Genomic DNA, 18,449 nt, shown 5'->3' on the forward strand with positions numbered 1-18,449 from the left:
ACGGTTAATCGCGCGCGTTTTTTTGTATCTAAAATTCAAAGCTTATCTTTGTAGCTCAGTTACGCTTGCATCAGCAAGTAAGTTTTCAAGCTCGTCCTGTAACTCAAATAATTCAGGTTCAATATTCTCTAACAAGCATTTATTTTTAAGTGATGTTTCAATTGTTTCTGCGAGTGATTTAAGTTTTGGTACACCAGTGTAACAACATGCGCCATGAAACTTGTGGACAATACTTAGGACTTGCTGACAATCATTACTCTCTATCGCTTTAGCAAGCAATGTAAGAGTTTCAGGGACGCTTAGAAGTAGCATATTAAGCATCTCTAGCGCTAACTCGCTCTTTCCTCCAGCACGCTGCAGGGCTTGTGCCCAATCAATTCGACTACTTTGAAATGGAGCCGGGCTTTGTGGTGTATCTGTTTTAGCTTTATCGCGATTAACCGGGGTCTGTGGACTATGATCGCTAATAATTTGTTTAAGCATATCTTCATCAATAGGCTTAGTTAAATAGCCTTTAAAGCCATCTTTTAGTAATTGCTCTTTTTCGCTTTGAAGGGCGTGTGCCGTTACAGCTATAATGGGTGTATCTTCATTAAGTGATGATTCTTGTATAAGCTTGCATGCGGTTATACCGTCCATAATTGGCATCTGAATATCCATAAAAATTATGTCGTATTTATGACTTTTACTTAAGCTGTATGCTTGTGAACCATTATGTGCCGTTTCTATTACTTCAATCTGTTCACTTAATAAAGTATGGAGAAGTTTTAAGTTGGCATCGTTATCATCAACAACTAATACTTTTAACGGCAGCAAAGCTTGATCGTTTTGTTCAATATTATGAGTAGGGTGGTCAAGCCTGTAAGGTGCAGCAAGTACTTCACATAACTTACGGTGATTAAGTGGTTTACTTAAACACGCATCAGCACCGCTGCCTATAAAGGCTTCTCGCATATTGTGCGATACAGTATTAAGCATTAAATATAAGTAATCAGTAGATTCACGCACGGCTTTTACATAGCTTTTTAGTTGCTGCATATCATCAACTGATGCCATATGGCCAATTAAGCAAACATCATATTTATGTTCAGTATTTTTTATAGCGTCTAAAAAGCTAGTCTCGTTAAAACATGCCGTTACGCTTGATTCCCATTGAGTCAATAACGAAAGTACAGCGTGATGTGTATGCTCGTGTGGCTCTAAATACAAAATACGTTTACCAATGAGCGATTTAGTCGGTAAGTCGTTAGTAAATACATGATTGGGCAAACTAAACACACTATTGAATGTAAAACAGGTACCGTTACCTGGTGCAGAGTTTAATGTTATGCGGCCATTCATCGCTTCAACAATATGCTTAGTAATAATGAGGCCAAGACCTGTACCACCAAACTTACGTGTAATGCTTGAGTCTGCTTGCCCAAATGGAGTAAATAAAGAGTCTTGCTTATCCATAGGTATACCCACGCCAGTATCTGTTACTGACACAAGTAAAGAGGTGCGTTCGTCGTCGAGTAACCGATGGCTTATGTCGACCTTAATGGAGCCTTTTTCAGTAAATTTAATCGCATTACTTAATAGGTTTATCAGCACTTGTTTAAAGCGAGTGGGATCGCCCGTTAAGTCATCTGGTACTTGTTGGTTAATGTAAATGGATAGCTCTAATTGCTTATCGTGTGCGCTAGGAGCGAGTAGCGTCATCACTTCATTTACAGCATCACGAAGTTGAAACTGAATCGACTCAAGTTCCATTGCACCCGCTTCTAGTTTGGAGAAATCTAGAATGTCGCTAATAATAGTCATTAAACTATTTGCTGATAGCATAATAGTGTCGAGATAATCTTTTTGATGCTTGTTTAGTGGTGTTTTATAAAGCTGGCGTGTAAATCCAATAACACCATTTAACGGAGTACGAAGTTCGTGACTCATTTTAGCTAAAAAGTCTGATTTTACGCGGTTAGCATCTTGAGCTTCTTTTTTTGCAAACGAGAGTTCTATATTTGAAGTTTCGTATTGCTCTAGTGTTTCACGGTAGTCGCTAGTTGCTTGATCAATATTTTTTTGCATTTCATCTTTTTGCATCACCATAGTGTGAGCAATGGTATTTAAGCCTTCTCGCAATAGCTCAAATTCACCTATCATGTTGTCGTTAAGGCCAGTACTTCTTTTACCTTCGACTAACTTGTCGGTTGCAAGTACTAACTTATTAAGCGGCGTCATAAACATGCGGCTTAACCTTAAAGCTAAAATTGCTGCAAACACCAATGATAAAATAATTACAATACCGCTAATTAATAAAGCACGTTGCTGCCCTATAACCGCTTGGTCTTTGTTTAGCTGTATAATAACGGTGCCCAAAGATGACTGAAAAGCAGATGGGTCCCATTTAGAGTCGTGACTTGTATGGTTAATAATGGGCGTGAAGAATGTAACAAGCTCATCTGACTTTTGCACGTGGGTCGTTTTTAAATTTATGAGCGTCTTTTGATTAATTAACTTTTCAAATGAGCGGTGATAATTACTCGTCATTAATAGCGCATTATTTTTATCAAAAATTGCAATCGACTTAATTGTAGGGGAGTGCTTGTTATGTGTGTAGCTTATAAGGCGATTCAATAGCTGTTTGTTTTTTTCGAGCATGGGTTGCTCAAGCGCAATAGCAAGGGGCTCAGAAATAGTAGTACCTTGCTGATATAAAATTTCATCAAGCTCAATGTAACGATTTATTGTAAAATAGCCACCAAGTAGTAATCCTATGATCACCGTTGGGATCAGGGTCAGTGTTAAAACAGAATCGCGTAAGCCTAATTTGGTCATAATGGGAGCGTTTTATCGTTATTAGTATGATTTGAGTATATACGGTTCAACACGCATTCTAAAGCATCTAAATATAGGTGCTTCATAAATAAACTGAAGGTAATGCCTAATGGCGCAAATTTTTAAAGCGAAAAAAAAACCGCTTAAGCAACAAACATTAGAATTAAATATAACGGGAATGGATCATCAAGGGCGTGGCATTGCTAAGCATAATAATAAAGTATGCTTTGTAAGCGGTGCATTACCAAATGAAACAGTTAAAGCAATGCTCGTCGAAGATAAAGCTAAATACAGCAGTGCAAAAGTAATTAAAGTTATTAAAGCGAGTGAATCAAGAGTAGACGCTTTTTGTGAGCACTATAATCAGTGTGGTGGCTGCCAATTACAGCATTTAGAAGTAAGCCAACAAGTTGTAGAAAAACAAACTGCAGTTACTCAGCTATTTAGTAAGTTTGCTAAATTAAACAGCTTAAACTGGCAAGCTCCATTATTAAGTAAGTCTGTGCATTACAGGCGCAGCGCTCGCATAGCCGTTATGTTTGATAAAGCAGCAAAAAAAATGCGTGTGGGTTACAGAGCCAGTGGTTCAAAAAATATTGTCAGTATTAATAAATGTGCAGTACTTGATGAAGCATTTGCAGATGTTTTTACACTTTTTGATGGTTTAATTAATCAACACAAAGCGCTGCACAGTATAAGCCATTTACAGTTATGCCAAAGTGATGAGAAAAACTTTGTTGTTATTCGTCACACTAAAGCAATTAACGATGATACAAAGGCTTTGGTTGAGCACATAACAAAAAGCCAACAGTTTGAAGTTGTATGGCAAAGCGAGAGCGATGTAATTGAGCATTCACACTTAGCCATGCCGTTTTATTATCTTAAAGAGTTTGATCTAAAATTTGAATTTGGTTTAGGTAATTTTATTCAGGTAAATGCGCAAGTTAACGAAGCTATGTTAAAGCAAGCCGCAAATTGGCTTGATTTAAAAGGTGATGAAAATTTATTGGATTTATTTTGTGGCATTGGTAATTTCTCATTAGTGTTGGCAAAACAAGCAAAATCTGTAATTGGCGTAGAAGGTGTGACTTCAGCGGTTGCAATGGCTGCTCAAAATGCGCAAACTAACTCTATTACCAATGCGCAGTTTCATTGCTTTGATTTAACGCAAAGCATACAGAGCGCCCCATGGTTTAGTAAAAACTTAGATGTGCTTGTACTCGATCCATCTAGGACTGGTGCAATGGCTGTATTAGAGCAATTATCTTTAAAGCAGTTTAAAACTATTTTATATGTCTCTTGTGACCCTGTTACTTTAGCCCGTGACAGCGCAATTATTTCACAAGCTGGCTTTGATCTTAATAAAATTGGGCTAATGAATATGTTCCCTCATACAGGGCATATTGAAACTATGGCGTTATTTCAACGGAGGTAGAACGCATTATGGTAGCTACACGACAATCACATCAACAAGATGAGACAACAGATTTTAGCACTCGGCTTTCATTTCTTGCCTTGTCTGAAGAAAAAACAGAGCTACTTACTAAAGCGCAAGCGCTCTGCGTAAAATGTGATAATGAAAGCAGGCAAACTACTGCAATCGAAATGGTTGAAATTTTAGCTGAGCTAAATCTCGACCCCGAATCGTTAGCTACTGCGTATTTAACCCCGTATTTTTTAAACGATTTAATATCACTAGAAACCATAGAAGAGCAGCTTGGTAGTAATATAGCCATGCTGTTAACTGGGGTTGCACAAATGGCCACTATTAGTACTTTATCGCATCAAGGTAAAGGAACTATGCAAGTTGATAATATTCGAAAAATGTTATTAACCATGGTTGAAGATGTGCGCGCCGTGGTCATTAAGCTTGCCGAGCAGGTATGTCATTTACGTAATGTAAAAAATGCGGATGAAGAAGACCGCGTCATTGCCGCTAAAGAAACGGCTGATATTTTTGCACCATTGGCAAACAGATTAGGAATAGGGCAATTAAAGTGGGAACTGGAAGATTTATCGTTTAGATATTTGCACCCAGGCACCTATAAAAGCATAGCCAAACAACTTGACGACAAACGTCTTACGCGCGAAGCCTATATGGAAGATATGGTTGAGCAAGTAAAAAACCGTTTAAGTGAAGCGGGCATAGAGGCCCAAGTTTATGGCCGCCCCAAGCACATTTACAGCATTTATAAAAAAATGCAGCAAAAAAACTACGAGTTTGATCAGCTTTTTGATATTCGTGCAATGCGTATCGTTGTTGAACGCCTACAAGATTGTTATGGAGCGCTGGGTATTGTGCACACCAATTGGCGTCATCTTAATAAAGAGTTTGACGACTATGTAGCAACCCCAAAACAAAACGGCTATCAGTCAATCCATACCGTAGTATTTGGGCCTGAAGGTAAAACAGTAGAAATACAAATTCGTACCAGCGATATGCATCAAGATGCTGAGTTGGGTGTGGCTGCACACTGGATGTACAAAGAAGGTGCATTACCGGGACGCGGCTCGGGTTATGAGCAAAAAATTAGCTGGTTGCGTAAGTTACTTCAATGGCAAGAAGAAGTGGTTGATGGTGGCGATTTAGCAGAAGAGCTTAAAAACCAAGTAGTAGAAGACCGCGTATACATATTTACCCCAAGCGGCGATATTATCGATTTACCACTTGGCGCTACACCACTTGATTTTGCTTACTACATTCACTCAAATGTAGGGCATCGTTGTATTGGCGCAAAAATTTTCGGCAAAATAGTGCCGTTCACGCATCAACTTACAACTGGGGATCAGGTAGAAATACTGACCCAAAAACAACCAAATCCAAGTCGTGATTGGTTAAACCCGTCATTAGGATACATTAAGTCATCGCGCGCTAGAGCCAAAATTCATCACTGGTTTAAACAGCTCGACCGCGACAAAAACTTAAGTGCGGGGAAAGAAATTCTCGACAGTGAATTACAAAAGCTTAATTTAACATACAAAGATTTAGAGCCAGCCATCAAGCGTTTTAATTTTAAAGAACTTGATGACTTAATGGTTGCAATTGGTGCGGGCGATGTACGCCTCAATCAAATGCTTAACTTTGTAAGTGATCGGACAGAAGATGAACCGGTTATTCGTATTAAAGCGCCTAGCAAAGTAACCGGTGACAAAAACGGCATAGTGGTTGATGGCGTTGGTAGCTTAATGAGCCATGTAGCAAAATGCTGTCGTCCTGTCCCTGGCGATGAAATAATAGGTTATATAACGCAAGGTCGAGGGATAGGTGTTCATAAGGAAGACTGTGATTCGTTTAATAACTTAAAAAATCAGCATCCAGAGCGTGTTATTTCGGTAAGTTGGTCTGAAGATATCAACGGCTCGTACGCACTAAGTATTAAAATAGAAGCAACCGATCGTTCTGGGCTAATACGCGATATAAGCTCAGTACTTGCTAACGAAAAAGTAAATGTTTTAAATATGAACGTAAATACGGTTGAAGATAATCAGTTAGCTATATTTACGATGCAAATAGAAGTACATGACTTATCGGGTACTAACCGTGTTCTTTCTAAGTTACACCAAATTGAAGGTGTACACGATGCCAAGCGTGGTCATTAATCATGAATGATAATGCAGCGCTTACACAACTTCTTAGCATAATGAAAACACTGCGAGATCCCAAGGGCGGTTGCCCGTGGGATCTCAAACAAGATTTTAAATCTATTGTGCCGCATACGCTAGAAGAAGCGTACGAAGTTGCCGACTGTATTGAATCAGGCAACTTAGATGAGCTTAAAGGTGAATTGGGTGATTTGCTATTTCAAATAGTTTTTTATGCGCAACTTGCACAAGAGCAAAATCTATTTGATTTTAATGATCTAGTAGAGCAATTAAACGATAAGCTTACCCGTCGTCACCCGCATGTGTTTGGTGAAAAAAAAGAGCTAACAGACGCTCAATTATCGCAGCAGTGGCAAGCAATCAAAGCACAGGAGCGAAGTGCTAAAGCGCAAACCGAATCCCCTTCTTTTTGGCAAGATATCCCTGGCAATATGCCAAGCTTAAGTAAAGCCAAAAAAATTCAACAACGCGTGGCTTCCCTTGGCTTTGATTGGCCAACGTATCATGGTGCACTAGATAAAGTGAGTGAAGAAGTGCTAGAAGTAAAAGAAGCGATTGAGCAAGACCCGCTATCTGATCATACAGCGGAAGAGCTCGGCGACTTACTTTTTGCCACGGTTAATGTTGTACGTCATGTTAAACGAGATCCCGAACAACTGCTTCGTAGCGCTAATGATAAGTTTTCAGCGCGTTTTGAAAAGGTAAACGCCTATTTGCATGTGCAAGGTAAAAGCTTAGATACAGCAACCTTTGAAGAGATGGATAGTGCGTGGGATGCGATTAAAAAAGTAAAATAGGCTTAATGTTAAATAGTGCACATTTTTTGTGCGCGTATTAGCTAATTTTAGCTGGATTGATAAGCAGTGTTTTGGTACAATTTCGCCCCGTCTTGATGATATACCCTTAGGCTCTTCTTTGGGTGTTATATTCCTTTTAATTCCTGATATTCTAGGGTTCGCATGAGTACAAAATTTATCTTCGTTACTGGCGGAGTTGTTTCTTCGTTGGGTAAAGGTATTGCCGCAGCTTCACTGGCCGCTATTTTAGAAGCCCGTGGTTTAAATGTTACCATTTTAAAGCTGGATCCTTACATCAACGTTGACCCAGGCACAATGAGCCCAATTCAACACGGTGAAGTTTACGTTACAGAAGACGGCGCAGAAACTGACCTTGATTTAGGTCACTACGAGCGTTTTATCCGTACCAAAATGACTAGTCGTAATAACTTCACACAAGGCCGTGTATATGAAGACGTATTACGTCGTGAGCGCCGTGGTGAATACCTAGGTGCTACTATTCAGGTTATTCCACATATCACTAACGATATTAAGCAACGTGTATACGACGGTGCTGAAGGTTATGATATTGCTATTGTAGAAATTGGCGGCACTGTAGGTGATATTGAATCACAACCGTTTATTGAAGCAATTCGTCAGATGGGAACTGAAATTGGCCGCGAACGCGCGCTATTTATTCACTTAACGCTAGTGCCATTTTTAGGCCCTGCCGGTGAAGTTAAAACGAAACCAACTCAGCACTCTGTTAAAGAGTTACGCTCAGTAGGTATTCAACCAGATATTCTTATTTGTCGTTCAGACCGTAAACTACCTAATAATGAGCGTGCAAAAATCTCATTATTCACAAACGTAGAAGAAAAAGCGGTTATTTCACTACCAGATGTAGACAGCATTTATAAAATTCCTGCGTTATTAAAAACACAAGAATTAGATAACTTTGTATGTCGTCGTTTTCACTTAGATCCACCAGAAGCTGATTTAGCTGAGTGGGAACAAGTACTTTATCAAGAGTCTAACCCAACGGGTGAAGTGACCATTGGTATGGTTGGTAAATATATTGAATTACCAGATGCGTACAAATCGGTTAACGAAGCATTAAAGCATGCGGGTCTTAAAAACCGCCTAACAATCAACATTGAATACGTAGATTCACAAGACTTAGAAAGCAAAGGTGTTGAATTACTTTCACACTTAGATGCTATTTTAGTACCGGGTGGATTTGGCGGACGTGGTGTTGAAGGTAAAATTTTAGCAGCTAAATATGCACGTGAAAATAAAGTACCATACTTAGGTATTTGTTTAGGGATGCAAGTAGCATTAATTGAATATGCACGTAATGTTGCAGGTTTAACGGATGCAAACTCTACAGAATTTAATGCAAATTCAGAAGCACCGGTAGTTGGCTTAATTACTGAATGGCTAGATGCTGAAGGTAATGTTGAAACACGTAGCGAAAAATCTGATTTAGGTGGCACTATGCGTTTAGGCGCACAAAAATGTCATTTAACGCCTGGTTCTAAAGTACATGGAGTATATGGCAGCGACGAAATTGTTGAACGTCATCGTCATCGCTACGAAGTAAATAATAACTTCGTAGAAATACTTGAAAAAGCAGGCTTAAGCTTTACTGGTTTATCAGAAGATAAAAAACTGGTAGAAATTATCGAAAATAAAGATCACCCATGGTTTATTGCCGCGCAGTTCCACCCGGAATTCACGTCAACGCCACGTGATGGTCATCCGTTATTTGAAGGGTTTGTAGCAGCTGCGCACATCCACCAAAAAGCGAATTCGTAATTTTAAAAGCCGTGCATATTGCACGGCTTTTTTGTTTTAAGGGCTGACTAAGCTATATAAAACGTAGTAAAGTTAGCTGAACTCACCATTTTGGGAATATAGAGGAATCAAGATGTCAGAAATCGTAAAAGTAATCGGTCGCGAAATTATGGACTCGCGTGGTAACCCAACTGTTGAAGCAGACGTACATTTAGCAGATGGTTCTTGGGGTCGTGCAGCAGCACCTTCAGGCGCATCTACTGGTACTCGTGAAGCATTAGAGTTACGCGACGGTGATAAATCACGTTACTTAGGTAAAGGCGTATTAAAAGCAGTTGGTTATATTAATAAAGAAATTGCTGATGCTTTAGCTGGTCAAAATGCATTAGATCAAAACGCTGTTGATAAAGTGATGCTAGATTTAGATGGTACCGAAAATAAAGAAAAATTAGGTGCAAACGCAATCTTAGCTGTATCATTAGCAACTGCGAAAGCAGCTGCACAGTCTAAAAAAGTTGAGCTTTATGAACATATTGCTGACTTAAATGGCACACCAGGTGTTTACTCTATGCCACTTCCAATGATGAACATCATCAATGGTGGTGAGCACGCAGATAACTCTGTAGATATTCAAGAATTCATGATCCAACCTGTTGGCGCTAAAAACTTCCGCGAAGGCCTACGTATGGGCGCTGAAGTATTCCACAGCCTTGCTAAAGTGCTTAAAGCTGATGGTCACTCAACAGCGGTTGGCGATGAAGGTGGTTTTGCACCTAACCTTGCATCTAACGAAGCGGCTCTTGCTGCAATCAAAGTGGCTGTTGCAAACGCAGGTTACGAGCTAGGTAAAGATATTACTTTAGCGATGGATTGTGCTGCATCTGAGTTTTACGACAAAGAAGCAAACATCTACGACCTTAAGGGTGAAGGCAAAAAATTCACTTCTGAAGAATTTAACTTCTTCTTACAAGATCTTACTAATCAGTACCCAATCGTTTCTATTGAAGATGGTCTTGATGAGTCAGATTGGGATGGCTTTGCACATCAAACTAAACTAATGGGTGATAAAATCCAATTAGTAGGTGATGATTTATTTGTAACAAATACTAAGATTTTAAAACGTGGTATCGACAACGGTATTGCTAACTCAATCTTAATTAAGTTTAACCAAATCGGTTCTTTAACTGAAACTTTAGCTGCAATAAAAATGGCTAAAGATGCTGGTTTTACTGTTGTTATTTCTCACCGTTCTGGTGAAACTGAAGATTCAACAATTGCTGATTTAGCTGTTGGTACTGCTGCAGGTCAAATTAAAACAGGTTCATTGAGCCGTTCTGACCGTGTTGCAAAGTACAACCAATTGCTACGTATTGAAGAGCAATTAGGTGATAAAGCACCGTACAACGGTCTTAAAGAAGTTAAAGGTCAGTAATTCTATTTTATATAGAATCTAATTTTTAATTTTAGATGATAAAATCCTCGCATAAGCGGGGATTTTTTATGCCTGATACTTTTTCACAGAGATGAGAATAAGTTGTAGCGTTAAGCTTGCTGACGCGCGCACGCAGTGCGAAAAGAGGGTACCCACAAAAATGGCTCAACAATTAATATTTTATAACACAGTTAAAGCTGAAACTGCTGTTTTAAAATATCACCTGTAAAACCGGTTTTTAAGTAAAAGCCACGGGGTAGGGTTTTAATTATTTGCCCATTTGGACCAATAGCATCAGTCACTATTTTACTATGAGCAGCTTTAGGGCGTATTTGCATCGCATCGCCTAAATGGCCTGATATTTCGTCGACTCTACCTAGTGCAATTAGCTCCATTTGCTCTTCCCAGTCGCGTTGTAATAAAGCGTCTTGTTCAAACGTGGGTTGCCACAAAAAGCCGCTGCCGATGGTTCTATCAAACGGGGCAATATCACGTTCGCTTAAAATTGGCAGCCATAAAACATGATTTAGTTTTTTACGCACAGAGCTGGTATGCCACGTCATTCCCGTCACGTTCATTAAAGGTGTAACCGATACAAACGTAGTTTCCAGTGGCTTACCTTTATAAGAAATGGGGAGTGTTTTTAGCTCAATTCCTAAATCTTCAAAATCCGGAAGTGGTTTTGAGCCCGCAGTAGCACCTAATACATATTCAATTAACTGACCAGTCCAACCTTTCTCGCGCAGTAAATCATCTGGCGTTTTAAAATTATACTTGTTAGCAAGCTGCCCTAGAGTTAATCCGGCAATATTATTAACGCGTTGCATTAAATCGTTTATTGAGTGTGGTTTTGTAGGTCGCATGTCATGCCAATTTTATTAAAATATGAATATTATAGAGGTTTAACAACTCACTAACTACGTTGAAATTACTTATGCGGAGAAACTGCATATGATAGTTTTTTGTTATTGAGCTACTTTTTATTGCGATTATAAATATCAATGCAACGTAATTAGTATTCTTAATTTTGGTTGTATAAATATCATAGCCATGATAGCAAATAGGCTAAGCCGTGGATATCACTAGAGTTGTGTGTTTTTTGCTCGCTTGTTGTTTGGGTTAATTTTGAACATATTGAAATTAAGCTGCTTTACTTTAAGTTACTGACTCAGTTGGTTTTTTTAATGTTGTACATTCAGTTTTGATTAAGCAATTTAAAAGTTGTAAGGATAAATACAACTATATGAACATGTTTATCCACAGAATCTGTGGAGAAGCCAAGTTTTTAGATCTAATATTGTGGATTTGTTTGCAAAATGAGCGTGTTTTACAAAAGTTATGCACAAACTGTGAGTAACTAGAGGAAAACAAGAACCGCAATAGCCTTGTTAAGTTATTTTCCAAATATTTACCCACTCTCCATAATTTATCAATGTACTAAAAGCTCAAACTTAGCTTACTAATCGGGTTGGGTATAATAGTATTTGCCGTATTGCGGCTAATGTGGAACAATCATTAAAAATCGACTTACAAATGAGGCACTAAGGTGATTGATGCCGAAGGTTTTCGTGCCAATGTCGGAATTGTGATTTGCAATAATCAGGGACAGGTTTTTTGGGCCAGACGTTATGGTCAACACTCTTGGCAATTTCCCCAAGGTGGTGTTGATGATGGCGAAACTGCAGAACAAACCATGTACCGTGAATTACACGAAGAAGTAGGGTTGCGACCAGAAGATGTAGAAATAGTCGCAAGCTCAAAACATTGGTTACGCTATAAATTACCCAAACGATTAATCCGCCGAGACTCTAGTCCGGTGTGTATTGGGCAAAAACAAAAATGGTTTTTACTAAAATTACGCTGTAAAGACGAAGATGTAAATTTACTTAAAACCCATCATCCTGAATTTGATGATTGGCGCTGGGTAAGTTATTGGTATCCTGTAAGACAGGTTGTATCGTTTAAACGGGATGTTTATCGACGTGTAATGAAAGAGTTTGCTCCTTTCGCCATGCCTTTTAATAAGAGAGAACAACATAAAGATCATTGGCGAAGTAAAAGGTAGTTAATTCAGAATAAAATAAAGGAGCAGGACATGCTGGCTACACTGAGATCTATTGCGGAGTCTGTATCGCGACAAGCGAATTTAGACAGCGCATTAGTGTGCTTTGTGCAAATGGTTAAAGATGCCATGAAAACCCAGTGCTGCTCCATTTATTTTGCAGATTACAGCCAGGACAATTTTGTACTTATGGCAACCGAAGGGCTAAACCCCGATGCGGTAGGTAAGTTTAGAATTGGTTTTACCGAAGGTTTAGTTGGCCTAGTAGCGCAACGCGAAGAACCTATTAATATTGCATTTGCTAAATCGCATCCTCGTTTTAAGCTCTCCCCCGAAGTAAACGAAGAAGGCTACAACGCTTTTTTATCTGTACCCGTTGTTCATCAAAAAAAAGTACTGGGCGTTATTGTTGTCCAACAAAAAATGGCACGTGTATTTAGCCAAGACGAAGAGTCTTTTTTAATAACACTTTCTGCTCAACTTGCTTCACAGTTAGCGCATGCTGAAATTAAAGAAATACTACGCCAAGATGAATCATCTCATCAAACGTCTGTTTTAAAAGGTGTATCGAGCGCGCCAGGAATAGGTATAGGACAAGCATTTGTTGTATTACCAAAACTTGATTTTAAATCTATTGAGCTTTTAAAAGACAGTGACGTCACTGAGCAGCGGCGTTTGTTTACTCAAGCTGTAGCTGCAACGCGCAAAGAATTTAATACCCTATCGATGACGCTAAGCGATTCTATTCCGCACGAAGCTCTTGCGGTATTTGATGTGTATCAACAACTGCTTGATGCTAAAAGTTTAGGGCATAATGTTGAAATGCAATTACAAGAAGGCTGGTGTGCTAAAAGCGCCCTAAAAATTGTAATAGAGCGTTTAATATCTCAATTTAATGCCATGCAAGACCCTTATATAAAAGAGCGTGCTGTTGACGTTAAAGACATTGGTCTTCGCGTATTACACCACCTTGTAAATACCGAGCACGCTGTTAAAAATTATCCGGCCAACACTATTTTAATTGCTAATACCTTAACGCCCGCCATGCTTGCTGAGGTGCCAAAAGGTCACTTAACAGGCGTTGTAAGCGTAAATGGCTCTGCAAATAGCCATGCTTCTATATTAACGCGTGCGATGGGCATTCCTGCTATTTGGGGTATAGAGGATTTACCTCTACTGCAGTTTAATGGCAAACCGATGATTTTAGATGCATTTGCTGGGCGTTTATATATATCGCCTTCACAAATGCTGATGGACGAATACACAGAGTTACAGCATCAAGATAACCTACTTAATAACCGCTTTTTAGCTGAGCAAGACTCAGAATCAATTACGCTTGACGGTGAACATGTTAGCTTATTATTAAACGCAGGCCTTGAGCTTAATACTGAGCAAAGTAGCGCGCATATTTGTGACGGTGTGGGGCTTTATCGAACCGAAGCGTGGTTTATGCAAAAGGGTCAGTTTCCTTCGCAATCAGAGCAAGAAAATTGGTACCGAGAAGTACTAACTAGCTATCATCCTAATCCTGTGGTTATGCGTACATTGGATATTGGGGGTGATAAGGTACTTGATTACTTTAATATTACCGAAGAAAACCCATTTTTAGGTTGGCGTGGTATTCGTATTAGCCTTGATCATCCAGAGTTATTTTTAGATCAACTAAAAGCGATGCTTAAAGCAAATATTGGTTTGGGTAATTTAAAAATAATGCTCCCTATGATCAGTGGCACTGAAGAAGTTGATGAGTCACTCGCGTTATTTGAACAGGCTTATTTTGAGTTAAGTGAAAAATACCCAGAGCAAACCATAGAAAGACCCGACATAGGAATAATGCTGGAAGTACCTTCAAGTGTATTTATGCTTCCAGAGTGGTCAAAAAAAGTCGATTTTTGCTCAGTAGGCAGTAACGATTTAACACAGTATTTATTAGCAGTAGACAGGGCTAATGCACGTGTAGCCGAACTTTTTAACCCTTATCACCCAGGTGTACTAAGAGTACTAAATAAAGTGGCGCACGAATGTGAGCAATATGAACTGCCATTTAGTTTGTGTGGTGAACTAGGCGGCGATCCTGAAGGAGCTATTTTACTTATTGCCATGGGTTACAGACGCCTGAGTATGAATTTATCATCGCTTAATAAAGTGAAGTGGGTACTTAGGCGTTTAAATGTCAGTGACATGGAACAACTACTAAGTGAATGTTTAGCGCAATCCACAGCCAAACAAGTACTACGTTTAACGCGAAGCTTTATGCTAGAGCATAAATTAGGTGATTTGTTTTACACCCCAAAATAAGCTTGTACACCTAATTAATTGCAATACACAGATGCTATTAGTTTTATAATCCTTTAATATATAAACCTTAAAAGGGTATTTGAGATTACTATGTATGACTTAGGTTTGTTAGTCGCAAGCTGCGCACTACTAGGCTGTATTGTTGGGTTTTTAGCTGGGTTACTAGGCATTGGCGGCGGTTTAATTATCGTTCCAGTACTAACCACTCTGCTACTCTCATTTAATGTAACGTCGGCTGATCATGTATTAGTAATTGCTATTGCAACCTCACTCGCTTCTATTTTATTTACTTCAACGTCTTCAGCGCTGGCTCATCATAAAAATGATAATGTGCCTTGGGCAATCGCCCCGTGGGTTATGTCGGGTGTGGCTTTAGGTGCACTTATTAGTGGCTTTGCAGCAAGTTTAATCCCTGAACAAATATTACGTACAGTGTTTGCTATAAGTGTTGTATTTATTGCAGCAAGAATGGTGCTCTCCGCGCGTAATAAACCGATGTCAGAAAAACCGTTGCCGGCAGGTCCTATTTTAGGGGGCGTTTCTGCAATAATGGGCGGGTTATCAGGTTTAATAGGGATTGGCGGCGGAGCTTTAATAGTACCGATGCTTAATTATTTTTCGGTTGATATAAAAAAAGCAATTGGCTGCGCGGCAGCGTGCGGAATTGTTATTGCATTATTTGGCTCTATTGGTTACATCAGCGCAGGCTGGCATGTTACCGATTTAGAGCATGGTTTTGCCGGGTTTGTTTATTTACCTGCATTATTTGGGATTGTTATTACCTCGTGGTTTGTTGCGCCCATTGGCGCCAAAGCAACTCACTATTTACCTGTTAATACAATTAAGAAAGTTTTCGCGGTGCTGCTTGTAGTTATCGCAATTAAAATGGTTTTTAGCTAAAGGTTTATTTTTTATGGCACTTGAGTTTCCTCAAATTGATCCAATTATTTTTTCTGTTGGACCGCTAAGCGTACGTTGGTATGGCTTAATGTACTTAATAGGTTTTGCATTTGCGATGTGGTTTGCTAATCGTCAAGCGTCAAAGCCAAATTCGGGTTGGACTAAAGACCAAGTAAGCGATTTACTGTTTTACGGCATGTTAGGGGTAATACTAGGTGGGCGTATTGGCTACGTATTGTTTTACCAGTTTAGTTATTTTATAGAAAACCCACTGTATTTATTTAGGATAGATCAGGGCGGTATGTCGTTCCATGGTGGAACACTTGGCGTTATAACCGCCGTCGCAATTTTTTCGTGGACGCGTAAAAAGTCACTGCTTCAAGTAGGCGACTTTGTTGCACCACTTGTTCCTGTAGGGCTTTTAGCAGGGCGTATTGGTAACTTTATAAACGGTGAGTTATGGGGCCGAGTTACCGACGTGCCATGGGCAATGGTATTTCCAACGGGCGGTCCGCTTGCGCGCCACCCATCGCAATTATACGAAGCATTTTTTGAAGGCTTAGTGCTGTTTTTAATCCTGCAATGGTTTATTAAAAAACCACGTCCAGCAGGCAGCGTAGCCGGTGTATTTTTATTAGGTTACGGCGTGTTTAGATTCTGTATTGAATATTTCCGCCAACCCGATGCACAACTCGGTTTATTTGCCGACTTTATTTCAATGGGACAAATACTTTCGTTACCTATGATAGTGGGTGGTTTAGGTTTATTAATTTGGGCATATAAGCAACCACAACACGTTAAAACAGCTAAGGCATAATAAGAAAAACATGAAACAATATTTAAAATTATGTCAGCGTATTGTTGACGAAGGTCAGTGGGTCGAAAACAAACGTACAGGTACGCGTTGTTTAACCGTTATTAATGCCGATTTAGAATACGATGTGGCTAATAATAAGTTTCCAATGATCACGACGCGCAAAAGTTACTACAAAGCAGCGATTGCTGAGTTACTAGGATATTTACGCGGTTACGACAGCGCTGAGCAGTTTCGTGAGATTGGCTGTAAAACATGGGATGCCAACGCGAACGATAACAACGCATGGCTCAATAACCCTAACCGTAAAGGTGAGGATGACATGGGGCGTGTTTATGGCGTACAAGGCCGTGGTTGGCAACGTCCAGATGGCTCAACGCTTGATCAGCTTTCCAAAGTTATTAATAACTTAAAAAATGGCATTGATGACCGTGGTGAAATAATCACGTTTTATAATCCAGGTGAGTTTGAGCTTGGTTGTTTGCGCCCGTGTATGCATACGCACACTTTCTCCTTACTTGGCGATACGCTATATTTAACGTCATACCAGCGAAGCTGTGATGTACCGCTTGGCCTTAATTTCAATCAAATTCAGTGTTTTGTGTTGCTTGCGTTAGTGGCTCAAATTACCGGCCACAAAGCGGGTAAGGCGTACCACAAAATTGCTAATGCACATATTTACGAAAACCAACTTGAACTGATGCGAGACGTGCAGTTAACGCGTGAGCCATTTGAATCACCTCAGTTAAAAATTAATCCAAAAATTAAATCATTAGAAGACATAGAAACGTGGGTAACACGAGACGACTTTGAAGTAACAGGCTATCAATGCCATGAAGCGATTCAATATCCATTTTCAGTATAATAAAAGATTAAGGAAAACATAAAATGAAAGCAGTGATCCCAGTAGCGGGCCTTGGTACTCGTATGTTACCAGCCACTAAAGCAATTCCTAAAGAAATGCTTCCAGTGGTAGACCGTCCTTTAATTCAATATGTAGTAAACGAAGCCGTTGCTGCAGGAATTAAAGAAATAGTGTTAGTAACGCACTCAAGTAAAAATTCAATCGAAAATCACTTCGATACGAGCTTTGAACTAGAAGCTACTTTAGAAAAGCGTGTTAAGCGGCAATTACTTGCCGAAGTGCAAGCAATCTGCCCTAAAGACGTAACCATTATTCACGTACGCCAAGGTGAAGCAAAAGGCTTAGGCCATGCTATTAGTTGTGCAGCGCCTATTATTGGTAACGAACCGTTTGTAGTTATTTTACCAGATGTAATTATCGACGATGTAGAGAGCGATCTTAAAAAAGATAACTTAGCAGAAATGATCGCTAACTTTGAGAAAACTAAGCACAGCCAAATTATGGTAGAACCAGTACCAATGGCACAAGTGAACCAGTTTGGTGTGGTTGATTTAGGTGATGTTGACTTAAAGCAAGGTGAAAGCTCGCCAATTCTTAATATGGTAGAAAAGCCGCCAGTAGATGAAGCTCCATCAAACTTAGCTGTAGTGGGTCGATACGTATTAAGCGAAAATATCTGGCCGTTACTTGCAAAAACTCCGCAAGGTGCAGGCGACGAAATTCAATTAACTGACGCAATTGCGATGTTAATGGAACACGAAAAAGTAGATGCATACGCAATAAAAGGCCGTAGCCACGATTGTGGAAGTAAAATTGGTTACTTAAAAGCAACGATTGAGTTTGCACTTCGTCGCGATGAATTTGCCGATGAATTAAAATCATTTATCAAAAAACTGATTTAACAGTTAACAAAAACATGAAAGGCGCCTATATCGGCGCCTTTTTTTATGAGTTTTATTAGGATAGAAGTAAGAAAAGGAATAGCTCTAAAATAAAAGTTTTTAAGTCATTACAGACATATTGTTATTTATGTTGTAAAGTTTGTGTTAATTGGCATTGAATTTGTATTAAATAATGCTCTCAAG

The 18,449-nt window shown here is 39.4% G+C and carries 13 protein-coding genes; 11 read left to right on the top strand and 2 right to left on the bottom strand.

Annotation, left to right across the window (positions count from 1 at the left end):
* Positions 1 to 42: 42 nt before the first annotated feature.
* Entirely contained in the window at positions 43 to 2,817 is a 2,775-nt protein-coding gene (gene barA / locus P20429_RS10390; protein ID WP_007583105.1) for a two-component sensor histidine kinase BarA, read from the bottom strand.
* Between the two features lie 109 nt (positions 2,818 to 2,926).
* Between barA and rlmD the strand changes: the two genes are divergently transcribed.
* From rlmD to eno, 5 genes are all read left to right on the top strand, one after another.
* Positions 2,927 to 4,252: a 23S rRNA (uracil(1939)-C(5))-methyltransferase RlmD gene (gene rlmD, locus P20429_RS10385; RefSeq protein ID WP_007583107.1), complete on the top strand. Its 1,326-nt coding sequence runs from the start codon at positions 2,927 to 2,929 to the stop codon at positions 4,250 to 4,252.
* An 8-nt stretch (positions 4,253 to 4,260) separates the two neighbouring features.
* The gene (gene relA, locus P20429_RS10380) at positions 4,261 to 6,417 is read left to right on the top strand and encodes a GTP diphosphokinase (protein ID WP_007583109.1); all 2,157 of its coding nucleotides are present in this window, start codon (positions 4,261 to 4,263) and stop codon (positions 6,415 to 6,417) included.
* Positions 6,418 to 6,419: 2 nt separating this feature from the next.
* On the top strand, positions 6,420 to 7,217 hold the full coding sequence (gene mazG, locus P20429_RS10375; protein ID WP_007583111.1) for a nucleoside triphosphate pyrophosphohydrolase: 798 nt from the start codon (positions 6,420 to 6,422) through the stop codon (positions 7,215 to 7,217).
* A 162-nt stretch (positions 7,218 to 7,379) separates the two neighbouring features.
* Positions 7,380 to 9,014: a CTP synthase gene (locus tag P20429_RS10370; protein WP_033020682.1), complete on the top strand. Its 1,635-nt coding sequence runs from the start codon at positions 7,380 to 7,382 to the stop codon at positions 9,012 to 9,014.
* Between the two features lie 112 nt (positions 9,015 to 9,126).
* On the top strand, positions 9,127 to 10,425 hold the full coding sequence (eno, locus tag P20429_RS10365; protein WP_002958706.1) for a phosphopyruvate hydratase: 1,299 nt from the start codon (positions 9,127 to 9,129) through the stop codon (positions 10,423 to 10,425).
* Positions 10,426 to 10,616: 191 nt separating this feature from the next.
* Here eno and mutH read toward each other — a convergent pair whose 3' ends face one another.
* Positions 10,617 to 11,288: a DNA mismatch repair endonuclease MutH gene (gene mutH / locus P20429_RS10360; RefSeq protein WP_007583114.1), complete on the bottom strand. Its 672-nt coding sequence runs from the start codon at positions 11,286 to 11,288 to the stop codon at positions 10,617 to 10,619.
* Between the two features lie 683 nt (positions 11,289 to 11,971).
* On the opposite strand from mutH, the gene rppH reads away from it, so the two are divergent.
* The 6 genes from rppH to galU all read left to right on the top strand — a co-directional run bounded on the left by rppH (position 11,972) and on the right by galU (position 18,266).
* Positions 11,972 to 12,490, top strand: coding sequence for an RNA pyrophosphohydrolase (gene rppH / locus P20429_RS10355; RefSeq protein WP_002958704.1), 519 nt, complete (start codon positions 11,972 to 11,974; stop codon positions 12,488 to 12,490).
* Positions 12,491 to 12,520: 30 nt separating this feature from the next.
* A complete protein-coding gene (gene ptsP / locus P20429_RS10350) occupies positions 12,521 to 14,785 on the top strand; it encodes a phosphoenolpyruvate--protein phosphotransferase (RefSeq protein WP_007583118.1) in 2,265 nt (754 codons plus the stop codon).
* Between the two features lie 90 nt (positions 14,786 to 14,875).
* The gene (locus P20429_RS10345; protein ID WP_007583120.1) at positions 14,876 to 15,685 is read left to right on the top strand and encodes a sulfite exporter TauE/SafE family protein; all 810 of its coding nucleotides are present in this window, start codon (positions 14,876 to 14,878) and stop codon (positions 15,683 to 15,685) included.
* Positions 15,686 to 15,698: 13 nt separating this feature from the next.
* A complete protein-coding gene (gene lgt, locus P20429_RS10340; RefSeq protein ID WP_007583122.1) occupies positions 15,699 to 16,502 on the top strand; it encodes a prolipoprotein diacylglyceryl transferase in 804 nt (267 codons plus the stop codon).
* Positions 16,503 to 16,512: 10 nt separating this feature from the next.
* Positions 16,513 to 17,364, top strand: a complete 852-nt coding sequence (locus tag P20429_RS10335) for a thymidylate synthase (RefSeq protein ID WP_007583124.1) — start codon at positions 16,513 to 16,515, stop codon at positions 17,362 to 17,364.
* Positions 17,365 to 17,387: 23 nt separating this feature from the next.
* Positions 17,388 to 18,266 (top strand): UTP--glucose-1-phosphate uridylyltransferase GalU, encoded by an 879-nt coding sequence (gene galU / locus P20429_RS10330; protein WP_007583126.1) that lies wholly within the window; start codon positions 17,388 to 17,390, stop codon positions 18,264 to 18,266.
* Positions 18,267 to 18,449: the final 183 nt, after the last annotated feature.

Origin of the sequence: Pseudoalteromonas sp. BSi20429, from assembly GCF_000238895.1 — a bacterium.
Lineage (GTDB): Bacteria > Pseudomonadota > Gammaproteobacteria > Enterobacterales > Alteromonadaceae > Pseudoalteromonas > Pseudoalteromonas arctica.

Excerpts from the sequence above, each read along its gene's own strand:
- barA (WP_007583105.1), bottom strand. The coding sequence starts at position 2,817 with ATGACCAAATTAGGCTTACGCGATTCTGTTTTAACACTGACCCTGATC.
- rlmD (WP_007583107.1), top strand. The coding sequence starts at position 2,927 with ATGGCGCAAATTTTTAAAGCGAAAAAAAAACCGCTTAAGCAACAAACA.
- relA (WP_007583109.1), top strand. The coding sequence starts at position 4,261 with ATGGTAGCTACACGACAATCACATCAACAAGATGAGACAACAGATTTT.
- mazG (WP_007583111.1), top strand. The coding sequence starts at position 6,420 with ATGAATGATAATGCAGCGCTTACACAACTTCTTAGCATAATGAAAACA.
- P20429_RS10370 (WP_033020682.1), top strand. The coding sequence starts at position 7,380 with ATGAGTACAAAATTTATCTTCGTTACTGGCGGAGTTGTTTCTTCGTTG.
- eno (WP_002958706.1), top strand. The coding sequence starts at position 9,127 with ATGTCAGAAATCGTAAAAGTAATCGGTCGCGAAATTATGGACTCGCGT.
- mutH (WP_007583114.1), bottom strand. The coding sequence starts at position 11,288 with ATGCGACCTACAAAACCACACTCAATAAACGATTTAATGCAACGCGTT.
- ptsP (WP_007583118.1), top strand. The coding sequence starts at position 12,521 with ATGCTGGCTACACTGAGATCTATTGCGGAGTCTGTATCGCGACAAGCG.
- P20429_RS10345 (WP_007583120.1), top strand. The coding sequence starts at position 14,876 with ATGTATGACTTAGGTTTGTTAGTCGCAAGCTGCGCACTACTAGGCTGT.
- lgt (WP_007583122.1), top strand. The coding sequence starts at position 15,699 with ATGGCACTTGAGTTTCCTCAAATTGATCCAATTATTTTTTCTGTTGGA.
- P20429_RS10335 (WP_007583124.1), top strand. The coding sequence starts at position 16,513 with ATGAAACAATATTTAAAATTATGTCAGCGTATTGTTGACGAAGGTCAG.
- galU (WP_007583126.1), top strand. The coding sequence starts at position 17,388 with ATGAAAGCAGTGATCCCAGTAGCGGGCCTTGGTACTCGTATGTTACCA.